Origin of the sequence: Paenibacillus sp. NPDC057967 (genome assembly GCF_042887015.1) — a bacterium.
In the GTDB taxonomy this organism is placed as follows: domain Bacteria; phylum Bacillota; class Bacilli; order Paenibacillales; family Paenibacillaceae; genus Pristimantibacillus.
On record NZ_JBHVQB010000007.1, the window covers coordinates 106,635 to 124,379 of the forward strand.

At 52.8% G+C, this 17,745-nt stretch carries 18 protein-coding genes; 1 reads left to right on the forward strand and 17 read right to left on the reverse strand.

What is annotated here, in order from left to right:
• Positions 1-697: 697 nt before the first annotated feature.
• The 17 genes from ACFVSO_RS18945 to ACFVSO_RS19025 all read right to left on the reverse strand — a co-directional run bounded on the left by ACFVSO_RS18945 (position 698) and on the right by ACFVSO_RS19025 (position 17,012).
• Positions 698-1,564 carry a 5'-3' exonuclease gene (locus ACFVSO_RS18945; RefSeq protein WP_387476430.1) on the reverse strand — a complete coding sequence of 289 codons (867 nt, stop codon included), beginning with the start codon at positions 1,562-1,564 and terminating at the stop codon, positions 698-700.
• 62 nt (positions 1,565-1,626) lie between these two features.
• Positions 1,627-2,850: an aminotransferase class I/II-fold pyridoxal phosphate-dependent enzyme gene (locus tag ACFVSO_RS18950; protein ID WP_387476432.1), complete on the reverse strand. Its 1,224-nt coding sequence runs from the start codon at positions 2,848-2,850 to the stop codon at positions 1,627-1,629.
• Positions 2,847-3,218: an arsenate reductase family protein gene (locus ACFVSO_RS18955; protein ID WP_387476434.1), complete on the reverse strand. Its 372-nt coding sequence runs from the start codon at positions 3,216-3,218 to the stop codon at positions 2,847-2,849. Before ACFVSO_RS18955 ends, ACFVSO_RS18950 begins: the two co-directional genes overlap by 4 nt.
• 2 nt (positions 3,219-3,220) lie before the next feature.
• On the reverse strand, positions 3,221-4,225 hold the full coding sequence (locus tag ACFVSO_RS18960) for an RluA family pseudouridine synthase (RefSeq protein WP_387476436.1): 1,005 nt from the start codon (positions 4,223-4,225) through the stop codon (positions 3,221-3,223).
• A 7-nt stretch (positions 4,226-4,232) separates the two neighbouring features.
• The gene (locus tag ACFVSO_RS18965; protein WP_387476438.1) at positions 4,233-4,835 is read right to left on the reverse strand and encodes a cob(I)yrinic acid a,c-diamide adenosyltransferase; all 603 of its coding nucleotides are present in this window, start codon (positions 4,833-4,835) and stop codon (positions 4,233-4,235) included.
• Positions 4,836-4,945: 110 nt separating this feature from the next.
• Positions 4,946-6,163 carry an aminotransferase class I/II-fold pyridoxal phosphate-dependent enzyme gene (locus ACFVSO_RS18970; protein WP_387476440.1) on the reverse strand — a complete coding sequence of 406 codons (1,218 nt, stop codon included), beginning with the start codon at positions 6,161-6,163 and terminating at the stop codon, positions 4,946-4,948.
• A gap of 17 nt (positions 6,164-6,180) precedes the next feature.
• Positions 6,181-6,672 carry an Lrp/AsnC family transcriptional regulator gene (locus tag ACFVSO_RS18975; protein ID WP_387476442.1) on the reverse strand — a complete coding sequence of 164 codons (492 nt, stop codon included), beginning with the start codon at positions 6,670-6,672 and terminating at the stop codon, positions 6,181-6,183.
• 102 nt (positions 6,673-6,774) lie between these two features.
• Positions 6,775-7,161, reverse strand: coding sequence for a spore coat protein (locus ACFVSO_RS18980; RefSeq protein ID WP_387476444.1), 387 nt, complete (start codon positions 7,159-7,161; stop codon positions 6,775-6,777).
• Between the two features lie 24 nt (positions 7,162-7,185).
• Positions 7,186-7,407: a hypothetical protein gene (locus ACFVSO_RS18985; RefSeq protein WP_387476446.1), complete on the reverse strand. Its 222-nt coding sequence runs from the start codon at positions 7,405-7,407 to the stop codon at positions 7,186-7,188.
• A gap of 60 nt (positions 7,408-7,467) precedes the next feature.
• The gene (locus tag ACFVSO_RS18990; protein WP_387476448.1) at positions 7,468-8,643 is read right to left on the reverse strand and encodes a Ger(x)C family spore germination protein; all 1,176 of its coding nucleotides are present in this window, start codon (positions 8,641-8,643) and stop codon (positions 7,468-7,470) included.
• Positions 8,640-10,112 carry a spore germination protein gene (locus tag ACFVSO_RS18995; protein ID WP_387476450.1) on the reverse strand — a complete coding sequence of 491 codons (1,473 nt, stop codon included), beginning with the start codon at positions 10,110-10,112 and terminating at the stop codon, positions 8,640-8,642. Before ACFVSO_RS18995 ends, ACFVSO_RS18990 begins: the two co-directional genes overlap by 4 nt.
• A complete protein-coding gene (locus ACFVSO_RS19000; protein ID WP_387476452.1) occupies positions 10,109-11,194 on the reverse strand; it encodes a GerAB/ArcD/ProY family transporter in 1,086 nt (361 codons plus the stop codon). Before ACFVSO_RS19000 ends, ACFVSO_RS18995 begins: the two co-directional genes overlap by 4 nt.
• Positions 11,195-11,293: 99 nt before the next feature.
• The gene (gene cysK, locus ACFVSO_RS19005) at positions 11,294-12,211 is read right to left on the reverse strand and encodes a cysteine synthase A (RefSeq protein WP_387476454.1); all 918 of its coding nucleotides are present in this window, start codon (positions 12,209-12,211) and stop codon (positions 11,294-11,296) included.
• An 18-nt stretch (positions 12,212-12,229) separates the two neighbouring features.
• Entirely contained in the window at positions 12,230-13,462 is a 1,233-nt protein-coding gene (locus ACFVSO_RS19010; protein ID WP_387476456.1) for an MFS transporter, read from the reverse strand.
• Positions 13,463-13,563: 101 nt separating this feature from the next.
• Positions 13,564-14,100, reverse strand: a complete 537-nt coding sequence (locus ACFVSO_RS19015) for a hypothetical protein (protein ID WP_387476458.1) — start codon at positions 14,098-14,100, stop codon at positions 13,564-13,566.
• A gap of 113 nt (positions 14,101-14,213) precedes the next feature.
• Positions 14,214-14,636, reverse strand: coding sequence for a DUF350 domain-containing protein (locus ACFVSO_RS19020; RefSeq protein ID WP_119798728.1), 423 nt, complete (start codon positions 14,634-14,636; stop codon positions 14,214-14,216).
• Between the two features lie 12 nt (positions 14,637-14,648).
• On the reverse strand, positions 14,649-17,012 hold the full coding sequence (locus ACFVSO_RS19025) for an endonuclease MutS2 (protein WP_387476461.1): 2,364 nt from the start codon (positions 17,010-17,012) through the stop codon (positions 14,649-14,651).
• A 188-nt stretch (positions 17,013-17,200) separates the two neighbouring features.
• Between ACFVSO_RS19025 and ACFVSO_RS19030 the strand changes: the two genes are divergently transcribed.
• A complete protein-coding gene (locus tag ACFVSO_RS19030; protein ID WP_387476463.1) occupies positions 17,201-17,560 on the forward strand; it encodes a phage holin family protein in 360 nt (119 codons plus the stop codon).
• Positions 17,561-17,745 lie beyond the last annotated feature (185 nt).

The window sequence follows — 17,745 nt, forward strand, 5'->3', positions numbered from 1 at the left end:
GAACAATGTGTATAGGTTGGAATCCGGATACAAAGGCGAACGCTTCGCTTCTCCAGAACATTTTCTTGCTCCGCTTGCTCTCAGCCATGGAGGGGTAAGGGAGGAAAACAACCCGAAAAAATCGTAACTAATCATTTTCGGCTACAAAATTTCAGATCGTGTGACTTATAGCTGAGGGCGCCCACTGCGCAAGAAAATATGCTTACGATCGCTGTTGTATCCAGATTCCTTGAACAATGTGTATAGGTTGGAATCCGGATACAAAGGCGAACGCTTCGCTTCTCCAGAACATTTTCTTGCTCCGCTTGCTCTCAGCCATGGAGGGGGTAAGGGAGGAAAACAACCCGAAAAAATCGTAACTAATCATTTTCGGCTGCAAAATTTCAGATCGTGTGACTTATAGCTGAGGGCGCCCACTGCGCAAGAAAATATGCTTACGATCGCTGTTGTATCCAGATTCCCAGAAGAACATATATCGGATGAAATCCGAATACAAAGGCGAACGCTCCGCTTCTCCAGAACATTTTCTTGCTCTGTTTACCTTAGCCACAAGGGATAATAAAAAAGAAACCGCTCCTTCTTCAAATGGAGGCACAACCTGCCATTTGGAAAAGGAACGGTTTTTGTGTACATGCGATTTGCTATGGAACAACAAGCTGGATAGCTTTCTGCCCTCCATATCATCATCGTTTTTTAACTAACTGATTAAAGCAACCAGACTCTTGAACTCCAGCTCTTCGAACTTGTTCAGCACCGTATTTCGGTCATAGCTCCAACCGCATAGGCTCATATCAGTGTCCAGCGGTGCGTTGCAATGAATCGTCGCAAGCTGGCGCGACAGATGCAACATCTCAAGATCAGCTTCAATCTTCGCCCGGACCGTCTTGGATACGGAATCCAGATTCGCGAGCAAGCCGTCAATCGATCCATGCTCCAGAATGAGCTTATGCGCCGTCTTCTCGCCGATACCGCGAACGCCAGGGTAATTGTCGCTCGTATCGCCCATTAACCCTTTCATATCAATGATTTGCTGCGGCGTTAGCTGTCTCTCCTCCAGCAATGTCGTTGGCGTATAAACCATGTAATTGCCAATGCCCTTCTTCATAATGGCAATGGATACACAGTCATCTACAAGCTGAAGCATATCGTGATCGCCCGTTACGACGATAACCTCGGCTTCATGCTTGAAACGGTTCGCCAGCGTGCCGATACAATCGTCTGCCTCGTAACCCACAATACCGACATTCGGCACATTAAAGCTCGCCACAACATCCTTCACTAAGTCGAATTGCGGAATCAAATCCTCCGGCGCGTCGGGCCGATTGGACTTGTAGCCGTCATATTGCTCCGTACGGAACGTCTTGCTCCCCATATCCCAGCAGCAGATCACATGGGTAGGATTGAATTTGTTCACCGCATCCATGAAATAACGGACGAAACCGTGTACGGCATTGACAGGCAAGCCGGAGCTTGTCCGTCTAATGCTGCCCGTAAACGATGTTGCAAAATAAGCTCTGAACAGAATCGCCATCCCGTCCACAAGCAGAAGTCTTTGTTCGCTCAAACCATTCAACCCCTAACTTCGTCATAAGCAAGCATTCGCTTCATACAAATGCTCCATTACGATCATTTTATCACAAGCTCTCCCCGGATAAATCGTCCAATTCGTGCCGCTGCTTCCAACAGCCTGCTTTCGTCCTCGACAAGCGCGATACGAACATAGCCCTCTCCCTCTGTGCCAAAAGCCTCGCCAGGCACGACGACAACACCCGTTGCCTTAAGCATTTCCTGGGAAATGGTTCTGGAGGTCCACGCCACTCCCGTGTCCCAAGCCATCTTCGGCAGCTGCGCCCATACGAACATTGTCGCTTTTGGCAGCTTCATGTCCCATCCTTCCGCACGCAGCGCGTCCAGGAACAGATCACGCCTGCGCTCGTATAGCTTGCCTACCTTCGGCTTGTCCGGCGCAGCCATCGCTTCTTGAAGCGCCACAACCGCCGCCTGCTGAACCGGATAGAAGGCACCATAATCGATATTCGCCTTCAGCTCACGCAACGCCCCCACCGCTTCCCGGTTGCCCGTAAGGAAGCCGATTCGGCAGCCCGCCATGTTGAAGCTTTTGGACATCGAATGGAATTCTACCGCTTGCTCTGATGCCCCAGGCAACTGCAGAATGCTCGGGGGTTCATTGCCATCAAAGCCCATCTCGGAATAAGCAAGGTCATGAACGACCAGCACCCCGTGCTCCTTCGCTTTCACCAGCACCTTCTCGTAGAACGCCAGATCGGCTACAGCGGACAGCGGGTTATTGGGATAATTAAGCAGGATGAATTTGGAACGCTGCCATTCTTCCACAGAGATGGCATCCAGATCGGGAAGATAACCGTTCTCCTCCCGCAGTGGCATCAGGATCGCTTCGACCCCTGCCAGCGCAAGCGAGCCTGCATAGATGGGATAACCCGGATTCGGCAGCAAGGCTGCATCACCAGGATCACAGATGGCCATCGCCAGATGGGCAAGCCCGTCCTGCGAGCCCAGCAGCGTGACCATTTCGCTTGCGGGATCTACGGTGACGCCGAAGCGATGCTTCATCCAGGCCGCTGCCGCTTCCTTGAAGGGCATGCCGTCCTTGGTTGCAGGATACGCATAGTTGCCGGCCTGAAGCGCGGCTTCCGCCAAGGCGCGTCTGACCTTCTCCGTAGGCGGCTGGTCCGGACTGCCGATGCCAAGGTCAATTATATCTTTACCCTCCCTGGCTGCTGCGGCCTTCCATGCCGCCACTTCCGAGAAGATGGACGAGCCGAGCGCCGACAGCCGCTCAGACCGCCAAGCTTTGCCTGTATCCATCATGACCGGCCCCAAACCTGTTCGTACTGGTCTTCCTTATAGCCCACCGTTACCTGCTTACCGTCCGTTACGATGGGACGCTTAATCAGCATGCCGTGCGAAGCGAGAAGCTCCAGCTTCTCATCATCCGTCATTCCCGGCAGCTTGTCCTTCAGTCCAAGCTCGCGATAAACCTCGCCGGACGTATTGAACAGCCTCTTTATGTCCATGCCGCTGATTTGCAGCAGCTCCTTCAGTTCCTTAGCCGTAGGCGTATCCTCTACGATATGACGAGTCGCGACCTCATTTCCTTTGGCCTTCAGCGATTTGATCGCCGCTTTGCATGTGCTGCATTTCGGATATTCGATAATCGTTACTTTACGTTCTGACATGATTACTCTAAGTTCTCCTTCCGATATGTACTAGTGGGACTGCTGGTTTCATCCGCTCCAAGCAGCTTCTCCAGCCTCGCCAGCTCCGCAGGCAGAGGCGCTTGCCATTCCATCGGCACTTTCTTGATCGGATGCACGAACCCCAGCATTTCCGCATGGAGGGCATGGCGTCCTGCGGCAAGCTCCCACTCTTCTATGCGGTTGTTATGCTCCGGTCCATAGAACTTGTCCCCAATAAGCGGACACCCGATATGACGCATATGTACACGAATTTGATGGGTTCGTCCCGTCTCCAGCTTCATCCTAACTGAAGCGGCCGTCGTCCCTTCCCTTCCAGGGTACGAGGCGATGACCTCATAATGCGTAATGGACGGATAACCGTCCGGCCTTACTACACGCAGATGCGGCTGCTCATCATCCCGGTCTATTGGTTCATTGATGGTACCGGTTGCAGGCACAGGCACGCCATATACATAAGCGCGGTATAGCTTCATAACAGTTCCCGCTTGCAACTGCTCCGAGAGCTGCTGATGCACATAGCTTGTTTTTGCAATGGCGACCAGCCCCGACGTCTCCTCATCCAACCGGTGAATCGGCCGGAAACGGACACGCTCTCCCCTCTCCTTCCAATGATGGACAACACCATTGGCTAGCGTGTTCGTATAATGGCCATGTGTCGGATGAACAATCATGCCCGCCGGCTTATTCACGATCAGCAAGCTATCATCTTCATAGACCACTTCTATCGGAATGGGCTGGGGCAAGATGTCCTCGGACTCTTCCTGCTCCATCCGAAGACGGATCGTATCGCCTGACTTCGCAATCGCCGTCGTATAAACCCGCTCCTCATTCAGTGTTAGCCCGTGTTCGGTCAGCTTCACCTGGGAGAGCAGCTTGCGGGAGACGCCAAGCCTCCGCTCCAGTATCGTTCGAATCTGCTTGCCGTCATCCGCATCCGTCACCTCGACGACAAGCGGGGCGTAGTAGCGCTCGTTCCCATGTTCCATTGCAGCTTCAGCCTTTCTCCTCGTTAACGCTCTTGGTCTTCGCCTTGCCCTTGCGGAATACTTCCGCACTTCTGATATACTCCGTGTCAGGCACCCCAAGCTTGTAGTTGGCGACGCGGGCTGCTGCAAAGAAATAATCGGACAGCCGGTTCAAGTAGATCAGTACATCCTGATTAATCGCATGCTCGCCCGATAGAGTAACAACCCGGCGCTCCGCTCTGCGGCATACCGTTCTGCACACATGGAGCATGGATGATAACGCGCTGCCGCCAGGCAGAATAAAGCGCGTGAGCTCAGGTGCTTCCACGATGTAACGATCAATCCACTCCTCCATCCGCAGGGCCGGCTCGCCATTCATCTTATACGGAACACCTTCTTTGGCATACGCCAAATCCGAACCGCAATCGAACAGCTCATGCTGAATATCGAGCAAATAGCCAGCCATTTCCTGGAGCGATTCATACTTCGCCGCTTCAGCTTGCGCCTGGCCTACAAAGCTGTTCAGCTCGTCAATTGTGCCGTACGCCTCTACGCGGATATCATCTTTGCCAACTCTGCCGCCAATAAGCGACGTTTGGCCTTTGTCTCCGGTCTTTGTATATAACCTCATCTGTTCCCTCCTAGTTCTTCGAACGGGCGTAAGCCCCAGTACCGCCCATTAACCTTGAAGCTCCGCTTATAGCAACAGCAGGCCGGAGAGACTCCTGACCTGCTGATCGGCTAGCCTTGCTTTAATTGATGCACGAAATTTCCGATGCGGTCTAGCGCTTCGGTCAACTGTGTAACGGATGTCGCATACGAGCATCTTAGATGCCCCTCGCCGCCTAGGCCGAATACATCACCCGGCACCGCCGCGACGCCAGCTTCTTCCAATAGCCGCTGGGCGAATGTCTCGCTCGACATTCCGGTTGATGCGATCGATGGGAAGGCATAGAAGGCGCCTTGCGGCTCATGGCATTCCAGCCCGATCTCCCGGAAGCCCTTCACGACAAGCCTGCGCCGCTGATTATAAGACTCGACCATGCGATCCTTTTCCTCCAAGCCATGCTGGAGCGCCTCAAGCGCCGCATATTGCGCCATAACCGGAGCACACATAACGGTGTATTGATGAATCTTAAGCATGGCAGCAATAATATCGGTATGCCCGCAAGCATAACCCATCCGCCAGCCCGTCATCGCGAACGCCTTGGAGAAGCCGCTAACCAGAATAGTCCGGTCCTTCATGCCCGGCATCGCCGCGAAGCTGACATGCTTGGAACCGTACGTCAGCTCAGCATAGATTTCGTCCGAGATGACGATCAGATCGTTCTCTTCCACAAGCTTCGCGATCGGCAGCCAGTCCTCATAGGTCATGATGCCGCCGGTCGGATTGCTTGGATAACATAAGATAAGTACTTTGGAGCGCGGCGTAATTACGGCTTGCAGCTGCTCCGCCCGCAGCTTGAAGTTATCAACAGCGAATGTCTCGATGCCAACCGGCACGCCGCCGCTCAGAGCCGTTATCGGTGAATAAGAAATATAACAAGGCTCGGGAATCAGAATCTCATCGCCCGGCGTAATGAGCGCGCGGAGCGCCAGATCAATCGCTTCACTGCCCCCTACCGTCACGATTACCTCACTTGCCGGATCATATTCGACCGAGAAAGAGTCATTCAAGTATTGCCCGATCGCCTCCCGAAGCGCGGGCATTCCCGCATTCGACGTATACTGGGTCTTGCCAGACTCCAGTGAATATACAGCCGCCTCCCGCACATGCCATGGCGTAACGAAGTCCGGTTCGCCAACACCAAGCGTTATGATATCCTTGCGCGTGCTGACCAAATCAAAAAACCGGCGGATTCCCGACGGTTTGATGTCTCGAACAAGAGGAGACAAATAGTCAGCCATCGATTGACGCTGCACAGGGATGGAGGTTCCTTGCGATTTCTCTCTAATCATCACCATCACCCTTTATGTTACGGCGAAACCATCAACCGATGGTCACCTTCGTTTTCCTCGAAGATGATGCCGTCCTGTTTATATTTTTTCAATATGAAAAAGGTCTTGGTCGAAAGCACCGCATCAATCGGCGACAGCTTGTTGGACACGAACGAAGCGACTTCCTTCAGCGTCTTCCCTTCAACCTCTACCAGCAAATCGTAGGCTCCTGACATCAGGTAGACCGATTTTACTTCCGGGTACAGATAGATTCGCTCGGCGATGCCTTCGAATCCGCGCCCCCGCTCAGGCGTAATTTGCACTTCGATCAAGGCCGTTACCTTCTCGTCGTCCACCTTGCTCCAGTTCACAACTGTCGCGTATTTGACGATAATATGGTCTTGCTCCATCGCGGCAATGGCTTCCTTCACTTCCGCTACCGGATGATCCAGCATGGTCGCGATCAGCTCCGCGTCCCTGCGGGCGTCTTCCTTCAGCAGTTCCAATACTTTTAACTGTAATTCGTTCATGCCAAAGCTCCTTCCAGCTCGCCTGCGGTTATAAAAAATATATTACACCTAATCCCCTTTTCCTGCAAAGAATTTGTGCAATAAAAAAGACCCCGAAGGGTCTTAGCTATAATATGGCTGTTGCTGCTGACCGGACTGCTGCTGCTGACTCGGATTGAAGAATGATCCTTGCTGCGATCCGTTAAGTGCTTGCTGAAGCTGCTGCTTTGTTTTTTGCGCCGTCTGCTTGTATTGCTGCGCCTGCTTGTCCAGCTCTTGTCTAAGCGCCGGGGATGCCGTATTGTACATATTGCTTTGCTGCATGGCTTGGAACAGCTGTCCCTGCGCCTTCAGCGTATTGTCGAGCAGCTTGGTGAACATTTGGCGAATATCCGGACAGGTAGACTCCGTAGCCGCTGTCGCGTATTCACGAACGACGCGCTTCAGATCCGACAACACCGTCGAAGCCAGATCTTCCTCCGTCAGTATGGATTGCGATTGCTGATTCATCTTATTCCCTCCAATACGATATAGTTATTGCGGCTGGGTAGGCGCCATCTGCTGATGGTGCTGAATCGCGTGCATAAGCGAATCATAATGCTGTTGATGCATCTGGATCATCTGGGAGCAGCAGTTCTTGATGGCTGGCGTTGTGGCGACCGAGACGACCGCCGCGCATTGCTTCATAAGCAGGTCCTCATTGGACATGGAATCTGCAATATACTCCAGTTCCTTCGCTGTCATAGGCTGCAGCATGGTAATCCCTCCTTTGCTCTTGAAATGCTGACTTCCGTATTATGAGCCAATTCCCTTATTTTATGTGCCGCTCGTCAATTGAAATTTGCCCGAATCCGTTAAATCTAGATTAACTTCGATTTCCGCCAGCTGATCCTTCTGCGGCGTCCAGTCCTTGCCCTTGACATGGTTCTTCCAATAACCGTGGTGATAACGGTACAAATAATGCTCCAGATGATAGATGTCCATTCCCCGCTCAAGGCCGAAGCGGTACGTGGCTTCGATCTCTTCCCTGACTCTCTTTTCGATCGAATCGACAATTTCGCGCTCGGTCATTTGTCCGTCTAATTCCACCACATGCCCCTTCAGTTGCACAGTCAAGCGAAAGATCGATTTGTCAGGAGCCGACGAATCGATGCGAAACCTATGGTCCGACTCCGTTATCGAGACTGTTGCTTCTTGCTCGCCGCCCCCCGCCTTCGCGAACACCTTGTCGAATGATTCGTCCAGCCAGCGGATGCCAGGCAGCTCCTTCTCCCGCGCATAGCCCTGATACTTGAAATTTTTGAACACGAATATGCCATCGATAAGTTGGGTATTCATTTTTTTGCTGCCGTGTTGCCAGTAAGCCTCCGTCGTATTCAGCGCAGGCAGCAGCGTTGTCATGGACGGTTCTCTAAGCTGCTGAACGGCATTCTGCATCTTAAGCGGTCTTGTGAACGTGTATTGCACGTCATGCGGTCCCGGCATGTACAGGATGCTGTTCAGCGGCGACTGGTCAAAGAAGTTCTCCGTCGTAAAAATAGATTCTAGCGGCTCTTTCGTGCCGTAGAGCAGCGATGTATAACGTGAGGCGCGCTGCCGGTTCAGCCCGTCCAGCACATCCGCAATTTTGCCAAGCGCCCGCTCATGCACCACGATTGTTTTGAGATGCTCCAGATTAAGCGTCGTATAACCGCCCCGGCTCAAATTGTAAAAGGCAAGCAGTACGGAATCTCCTTTGCCTTGACCGATCCATATCTTCTGGGATTGCGGCTGCGGCGACTCTGTCTTAGCTACAGCGCCAAAATTAATCATCTGAGTATAGATGGTGTACTGTCCGTCCTTGTAATCCACGCCCATTCCCGATATATAGCTGACATCCTGCAAATTCACCTCATCCCAGCAGCCGGTTAGCAGGATGCAGACGAGCGCAAGCGCCACTGTCGTGATCCTCCGTGTCCATGCAGACCTTCTTCTCAGCTTCCGTCCGCTCATGACCGCTTCCTCCGATTGGAATTCAGCTTCCACGGCTTCTGAACCAGCGAAGAAATGGCATCCTTGATGTGGAGCGGCGCAATCGGCTGCATATAGGGCTGTCCGAACGATTCAAGTGAGCACATATACAAAAGCAGTCCGAACATGCCTACAAAAAATCCGAACATGCCTAAAATAGAGGATAAAATGAGAATCACAACCCTGAACAGGCTGACAGAACCCGCCAGCGACTGGTTCACCAACGTGAATGTGGAGACGGCCGATACCGCCGCCACAACAAGCATGGTAGGTGAGGTCATGCCTGCTCGGATGGCCGCATCTCCGATAATAAGGCCGCCGACGACGGAGACAGTCTGACCGACCGGACGGGGCAACCTCACACCGGCTTCGCGGAATACCTCGAACAGCGTCAGCATCAGGAACATCTCCATCGTCGCGGACATCGGCAAGCCGATACGTGAAATCGTAACCGTCGCCAGCAGTGTAAAGGGCACCTGATCCGTATTATAAGACGACAATGCAACCCAGAAGCCGGGCAGGAAGAGAGACATCAGCAAGCCTAAAATCCGAAGCAGACGCTCCAGCGACACATAGTAATACGGCAGATGGGTGTCTTCTGGAGATTTGATCAGCAGCAAGAGATTTCCCGGGCCGATCAAGGCAGCCGGTGAGCCGTCGACCAGAATCGCGAATCGCCCCTTCATCAGGGATTGCACGACATAATCCGGCCTGCCTACGTAGTCAAGCAAAGGAAACAGCGCCAGCGGACGGTCGGATAACCGCTCCTCCAGCTCTCCCGCCCCGTTCACAGACGGAAGATGCAGAGACTGAACTCTCCGTCTGACCTCGTCCACAAGCCCGGGCGGCGCTTGATCCTCCATATGCATGATCGCAATCTCCGTCTGGGTATCGGTGCCGACCTTGTGGTATTCAATATGCAAGTTTGGTGTTCGGAGTCTCTTGCGCACGAGCGCAATATTGACCGACAACTGCTCGACAAAGCCATCTCTTGGCCCTTTAAGCGACAGTTCCATCGAGGATTCCTCGGGTGTTCGCGCAGGCTGGTTCGCAATGTTGCATTCGTAGAAGCCTTCCTCGTCCGAGAAGGTAACAATGACGCTTCCTGCGAACAGACGGGCGTAGATATGATCCGGGTCGTCAGGGTCAAGCGGAACGAAGATCCGGCTGGGATGGCTTTCCCCCGAGCTTTCCGGCGACACCGGCGCCTCGTGAATATGCTTCCACTTCTCCAGCGTCGGCAGCAGACCGAGATGATACATCTGGCTGTCAATTAGTCCATCACAATAATAGATATAAGCCAAATGCTCCCGGCTCCCCCCGATTTGCACCGTCTGCTCCATTACATCGTTGCACGGTTTGATCCGATCCCGAAACTTTGCCAAGGTAAGCCGTTCTTTATGCCGCCTGTTATCTCCTGTCGGTTCTTCCATCTGCATAGTGCCGCTCATTGTCTCACCCGCCTTTTCTTCAGAAAGCTGATGGCATAGATCGCGATGATTAAACTCATCGTTACAACGCCGAAATACCGGAATCCAAAACCGATCATCACCCGATACTCGATCATATGATTCGTCCAGTAAGCCGCCATGCCTCCTAGCAAGACGGCAAGAATAGAAGGAGCAATCCACTTGTGTCTCAATCGGCTAAGCGGATTAAACTCCAGGATGAGGTATATCGCCAGCGACACCCGAATGAGAGCACCGGACAGCCACTGAAAGATAGCAAAGAAATCGACATGCTCGAAATAACGGCCGATCGACACCAGCCTCCACTGCGAGAATGCAGGATAACGCATCTTCTCCGCTTCAATCGGACCAAACTCGGCTATAGCGCCAGTCAAAGGACCGATAGCCAGCAAGCCCAAGAAAAAGATGAGAACCACCAGATGCCACCGTTTATAGCTTTTCTTCAAGTGATGCTGCATGAACAAAAGCATAAACAGCTCGCTGAATGCCGTCAGGCAGTTGATGGAAGCCCTCACAACAGGCGAAAAGCCGAATTCCAGCATCGGCAGCATATAACGGTAATCCTTATGAGGCATGTTCGTGGACATGACGAAATCGCCAAGCAACACGACCAAAGGCACAAGCAGACAGCTCATGAAGGCGATTGTTCGGAGCCCCATGCAGGCAGCATACAGACAAAGGGCAAGAAACACGAATGCAACAACATACGTAGGCGTGTTAGGCAGATAAGTCGTTCCCGTCCATGACGACGTGACGATTAAGGTCTCCGAACCAACCAGGAACAGCACCAGCAGAAAATAACCGATAATGATCCATGCGATAACAGGATGCACACGGTCCTTCAGCCACTTGTCAAACCTTTGGTGATTAAGTTTTTTGAGCAGGTTGAAAAAAGGGATGGCTGTCCAGGGCAAAATGACGATAAAGGCGAAAATAACAGCCATCCAGGCGTCGCGCTTTGCATAGCTCAGCAGAATGGGGACAATCAGCACGTGGTTGACCAGGCCGACCGTTAAAATCAATATGGCGATAGACGGAATTATTCCGAAGGGTTTTACTTTCATGGCATTCACTTCCTCACAACCAAAAGGTTGCCCAGAAGCGAATGCCAAAATGCATATAGAGAGGTAAAAAATGATAACTAAGAGGATAAAAGAGAGGGATTAAAACACATCCATGCTTAAGTAACGCTCGCCTGTATCAGGCGCAATACAAACAACGCGCTTGCCCTTGCCAAGACGTTTCGCTATCTGCATGGCCGCCCATACGGAAGCACCGGAAGACGGTCCTACCAGAATGCCTTCCTTGCGGGCAAGATCGCGCATCGTGCGTAAAGCATCCTCGTCGGAAGCTTGAATAATTTCATCATAGACGGACGTGTTCAGAATGGCTGGCACGAAGCCTGGGCTCGTGCCTACCAGCTTATGCGGACCCGGCTGGCCGCCCGACAAGACAGGAGAGCCCATCGGCTCAACGACCGCTACATAAAGACCGGGGACAAGCGCCTTCAGCGTTTCTCCGGTTCCTGTTATCGTACCGCCGGTACCGGCAGTTGCGACGAAGGCATCCAGACGCCCTTCGCATTGATCCATAATCTCCAGTGCAGTTGTGGTACGGTGAATATCCGGATTAGCCCTGTTCTCGAATTGATTCGGAATGAAGCTGCCGGGAATGCCCGCACGAAGCTCTTCCGCCTTACGGATTGCGCCCGGCATCCGTTCGGCTGCCGGAGTCAGCACGACTTCCGCGCCGTATGCCTGCAGCAGCTTGATTCGCTCCGCTGACATATTGTCCGGCATAATCAGGATCATCTTATAGCCTCTTGCGGCGGCGGTCATCGCAAGTCCAATCCCCGTATTGCCGCTAGTCGGCTCGATCACCGTATCACCGGGCTTGATCAAGCCCTCCCGCTCCGCTGCCTGAATCAGCGAGAAAGCGGCTCGGTCCTTGACGCTGCCGCTTGGATTGAAGCGCTCCAGCTTCACGCACACATCTGCGCTTCCTTCTTCCGCCATCCGGTTTAATTGCACAATCGGCGTATGACCGATCAATTGAGTCACATCAGACACTGCTTTAGCCAATAGTCATCCTGCCTCCGTTCATCTTCCTATTCGATCTGCGGCCGTCCGCCGCCGAGTTACTCCCTGCTGCAAAAAAGGTCTCATCCACCACCAACCGGCAATCGGCACGAGACCAACTGCGAGCATAAGCCATGTAATCGCCCTCGGCGAATGATAGTGAGGTATAACGATCAAATATGCGGTCAATCCAAGCAATCGACCTGACGTTAGCGCCATCTCCCGCAACACGATAAATTCTTCCCGGTGAGCGGCGCTCTCTTGATTGCGGCCGATCACATCGAACACTTTGGTCGTCATCGGGATCATATAGAAGGGAAGGAAAAGCGAAGTGCCAATGCCGAACAACAACAAAGTAGAATACGACACTTCCCAAAACAACGGCAATATAACGGCGGCAATCATGACCACGCCTGCCAGCATCGACCATGTCAGCCGCAGCTTGCCCATCCACCTGCCCGCCAGGCCGAAGCTAAACAACGCGACCAACGACGTGATAAGAGAATAGAGGCCCAGTTTGCTCTCGGTACGCGTCGCGATATAGACGGTCAAACCGACAAGAAACATAAAGACGCCTTCCCTGACTCCTTGCGCCGCAATCGCCGGAAACAATCTCCGCCATGGATTTCCCTTCTCCATTAATTGCTTCAGGCCAAGCGTCCATTCATACTGGCCTTCCCCATGCCGCTTCTTAAGCCAGAAGCTGAGCACGACGCCCAGCCCGAATATAGCCAGCGACAGCATGAAAATAATGCGGTAACCCTTCTCGCCTTGCATGGACGTAATGATCAAGCCAGATACCCACGGAGCTATAATACCTGCCGCAGAACCGAGAAGGCCCGCCCAGCCGTTATACCGGTTGCGCGTGTCGGGATCTGTTACCTCGAAGTATACGACATTAAAGGCAAGCCAGAACAGGCCCATGGCAACCCCGCTCAGCACGCCAAGCGGGACAGCCCAATCCTTGGCTCCATTGCCGAGCAGCAGAACGACGCAATAAAAAATACCGGACAAGGCAATGCCCGTCCGCAGGCTGTGCATCTTGTTATGCTCCTTCACCCATTTACCCGCAAGCCAGAACGTCAAGCCTCCCAGCGCGAATTGGGCGAACGTGAACCAGCCGATAATCATATACGAGCCGCTCGACTTCCATAGATAGACGGGAACGAATGTACCGGATAATGCACTTGAAAATCCGTACAGGGCTTGTACAACAAGGAGCAGAATTGCTTGCTTCTCCAATGCTTTTGCCAAAACGACACCTCCAGAACACGATCATTTCCGTGCTTAGACATTCGTTTTGTAACATGCCCTGATGCCGGTACACCCATGCCCGTCCAATATTGGCAGCAGTTCTAGGAATGGGCCTCCAGTCGGCTCACCATCTCTTCTCGGTCACGCAGACTTAAGAAGGACGCTGTGTGATAGCATGATGGACAGACATACAGATGGATCGTATGCGGATTAGGCAATACGGAAATACCGATCGCCCCATTTTCCGAAGGCTTGTACCCCTCTCCACCTACCTTTTGCGTGCCTGTCTCGAGCATATACTCCCGGCATGCCGGACATTCCGGCACTTCAAGCTGCTCGTCGATCATACGCTGAATAACGCCTTCGGCCGCCAACATGCTGCGGTTGCCCCCGCGGAATCCATTTTCATCATTCATCCAGCTTGTATCTGGCTCGTCCTCTTCGTCCTGCCAATCCTCTTCGTCACTGTCATCCTCGCTATTCCCTTGCTCTTCGTCGCGTGCAAGTCCGACCTGCACGGAGCGGTAGGCGCTCAGTTCGTTTTCACAATGCGGGCAATGCGTCTCCGGGCCAACCTCTTCATCCCAAATAATCTCCGACAGGCACCATTGGCATACCTGACTTTCTTGTTCTTGCATAGGGGTACATCCTCTCTAAATGTTAATCCAATAAATAATACCTACAATAAAAAACAGAATAGACACGACCAGCAGCGTCACCCACAAATATTTCATGCTTAAGGCCTCCAGCTCTACACGATAATCGTCGCCCCGATGACATAAGAAAGCGATACGGAAATAATCATAGCGATAAAACCGACTGCCCGGTTGTCTTTCTGAATTTCCTCATCAATACGGAATACGGGCGTCAAAAATTCAAACAAGAAGTAGGCGACCAGCAAGATAATGAAGCCGAATGCTCCCCACAGCAAAGAATGATAAATAGAATCATTGGATTCAATCGAGAAGCGGAAGATGTTGCATATACCGAAGATTTTGCCTCCGGTCGCCATGGCCACTGCCATGTTTCCCTTCTTGATCTCTCCCCAGCACTTGTATTTGGTTACCAGCTCAAAGCAAGATAAAAATACGATAAGCGATAAAACCGTAACCGATACAAAGGCGAGCGTCGCCGCATACGGGTTGTCGAGCAGCTTATCGATCTCCGTTCCCATGAACGTTCCCCCCTAATTCAATTCAGCAACGGTTACGCCAATACCGCCTTCGCCGTAGTTGCCGTTGCGGAAGCTCTTCACATGCGAGTGCCTGCGCAAATATTGCTGGATGCCCGTTCGAAGCACGCCTGTGCCCTTCCCATGAATAATATACACTTGACCGAAGCCCGAAAGGAAGGACTCATCGAGGAATCGGTCCACTTCCATAATAGCCTCTTCCAGATTCTCGCCTCTGAGATCCAGCTCCATGCGGACATGATCGTCTCTTGTACGCGTTAGGCTAGCCGCTGCTTTCGGCTGAACCGCCTTCTCCGGCGCCTTCGTCTTCACAAGCTCCATATCGTTCAAGGCTACCTTCATTTTCATGATGCCAAGCTGAACGGTAGCGTCTGTACCATGTATATCGACCACAAGACCTTTCTGATTCAGGCTATAGACCATAACTTCATCGCCGGCTTCGATTTTTTGCGGCTTGCCCGCCGCATTGCCTTTGCGTTTCGCGCTTGGCTGCTCCGGCATCGCCTCGTCCAGCTTGCGGCGCGCTTCAATGAGCTTATGCTCCTTGACGGATGCGCCTTCCTCCATCGCCAGCTTGCGGAGCTCGGCAATGATCTCCTCTGCCTCTCGCTTCGCTTTGGCGACAGCTTCCCTCGCTTCTTCCTTGGCTTTCAGAAGCAGCTTCTCCTTCTGCTCCTCGAATCGCTGGCGCTCCTCTTCATGCTTGGCGCGCAGCTTCTCCATCTGCAAGCGCAGAGATTCCGCCGATTGACGCTCCGATTCGGCGCTAAGCCGATTCTCTTCCAGCGACGCAATCATATTTTCGACCCGCAGATCCTCTTCGCTTACCTCACCGCGCGCATGGTCGATGATGGGGCGCTGCAGCCCCAGCCTCTCCGCAATTGCGAATGCATTGCTTCGACCCGGGACGCCGACAAGCAGCCGATAAGTCGGACTAAGCGAGGCGATATCGAATTCCATACTGGCATTAATAACGCCCTTTCGGTTGTAAGCGTACGCCTTCAGCTCGCTGTAATGTGTGGTCGCCACAATACGGCTTCCCAGCGCATGAATATGCTCCAGTATAGCGATTGCAAGAGCAGAACCCTCCGCCGGATCTGTACCCGCTCCAAGCTCGTCAAGAAGCACCAGGCTCTTCGACGTCATGGCGTTCAGAATGCGAATAATATTAGTCAAATGGCTGGAGAATGTACTGAGGCTCTGCTCAATGCTCTGCTCGTCGCCGATATCGGCATAGATGGCATCGAAGACGCATAGCTGGCTGCCATCCTCCGCCGGGACGAACAGCCCCGACATCGCCATCAGGCTGAGCAAGCCGATCGTCTTCAGCGAGACGGTCTTGCCTCCTGTATTCGGCCCTGTCACGATAATAGCCGTGAACTGATTGCCCAGCTCTACATCCAGCGGAACAACCTTGTCCCGATCGATCAGCGGATGCCGGCCCCGTTTCAGCTTCAGGAAGCCACGGTCATTCATGCGCGGCTGTGTCGCCTTCATCACATGGGCGAGCCGCGCCTTCGCAAAAGCAAAGTCAAGCTGTCCCAACAGATCGAGGTTCACGAGCAAGTCCTCCACATATTCCGCGGCATGCGCCGTCAGCTTCTGGAGAATTTTTTCGATTTCGCGCTGCTCTGCCGCCTTCATCTCGCGAAGACGGTTATTCATCGCCACAATCGCTTCCGGTTCAATAAACAAAGTAGCGCCGGAACCAGACTGATCATGGACCAGTCCGCCAAAGCTGGAGCGGTACTCCTGCTTCACAGGAATGACATACCGGTCGTTGCGCAACGTAATAATGGCATCCTGCAGCATCTTCTGCACAGAAGAGGAGCGGATCATCGCCTCCAGCTTCTCGCGGATGCGGGATTCCCCCGTTCGCAGTTCCCGGCGAATCGCACCAAGCTCGGAGCTGGCGCTGTCCAGCACTTCCGCCTGCTCGTCAATGCAAGCGAATATAGCATCCTCCAACGATTTGTGCTCGCTGATTCCCTCCGACAGCGCCTTCAGCATCGGGATGGGATGCTCCTCGTCGATTATCTCGATATGCTTCTTCACCCTGCGCCCGCCGCGCGAAGTGGAAGCAATGTCCAGCAGCTCCTGCGGATTCAGTGTGCCGCCGATACGCGCTCGGTGAAGCGGAGCGCTAATGTCGGCCACGCCCCCGAAGGGAGCGCTTCCCTTCAATCGGTCTGCGGCATAGGCTTCTTCGGTCGCTTGCAGCAGCAGCTTCACGTCTTCCAGCTCTGTCACAGGCTGCAGACTCTCCGTGACTGCTTTCCCCAGCGACGTGCTGGCGTGAGCGGTCAATCTATTTATAATTTTTGGATATTCCAATGTCATCAATATTTTGGCGTCCAACTTTTAACACTCCTCTCGCCCTTATATTATAGCCGAAGCTGTATGCCGATGCACGAGGAGAGGATGGTTTAGATTAATTCGTACCATACATAATCCCGGCACCCTTGGCAACACTAAAGATTGAACCCACAAGAACCATTATCGGCTATTCCAGCTTCCCACACACATTTGATTAGGAGGAATTAGATATGACCTTTCTTGGACATGTGGTCCGTTTTATCGTCTCGGCGCTCGTCTTGATGGTGGTAGGCTTTATCGTGCCGCAATTCAGCGTCGGCGGATTCTGGAGCGCATTCTTCCTGGCTCTGGTTATCGCTGCTCTAGGTTGGATCATTGAAGGCATATTCGGCAAAAAAGTGACACCGTTCGGACGCGGCATCGTTGGCTTCATAGCTAGCGCAGCGGTCATCTGGATCGCTCAATTCATTGTCGGAGGCGTGACTGTAACTTGGCTTGGAGCGATCCTGGCGGCGCTGGTCATCGGGATTATCGACCTGTTCATTCCCGTCAGCACTCCTTATGAAGCTGGCAGACGGCGTAACGATTAATCAGTCAAACCGCTATACCATATGCAAGCCCCGCCTGTTGCGCCAAGCAGGCAGGGGCTTTTTTCATGAAACCATACTTTGTTCAACACAAGTTCATCACTTTGTCATAGTGTTGTCACGACAACGGCTTTATACGTCCAACATTTAGGTTAAAATGAAAGGGAATCTGATTAAAACAAAACCTG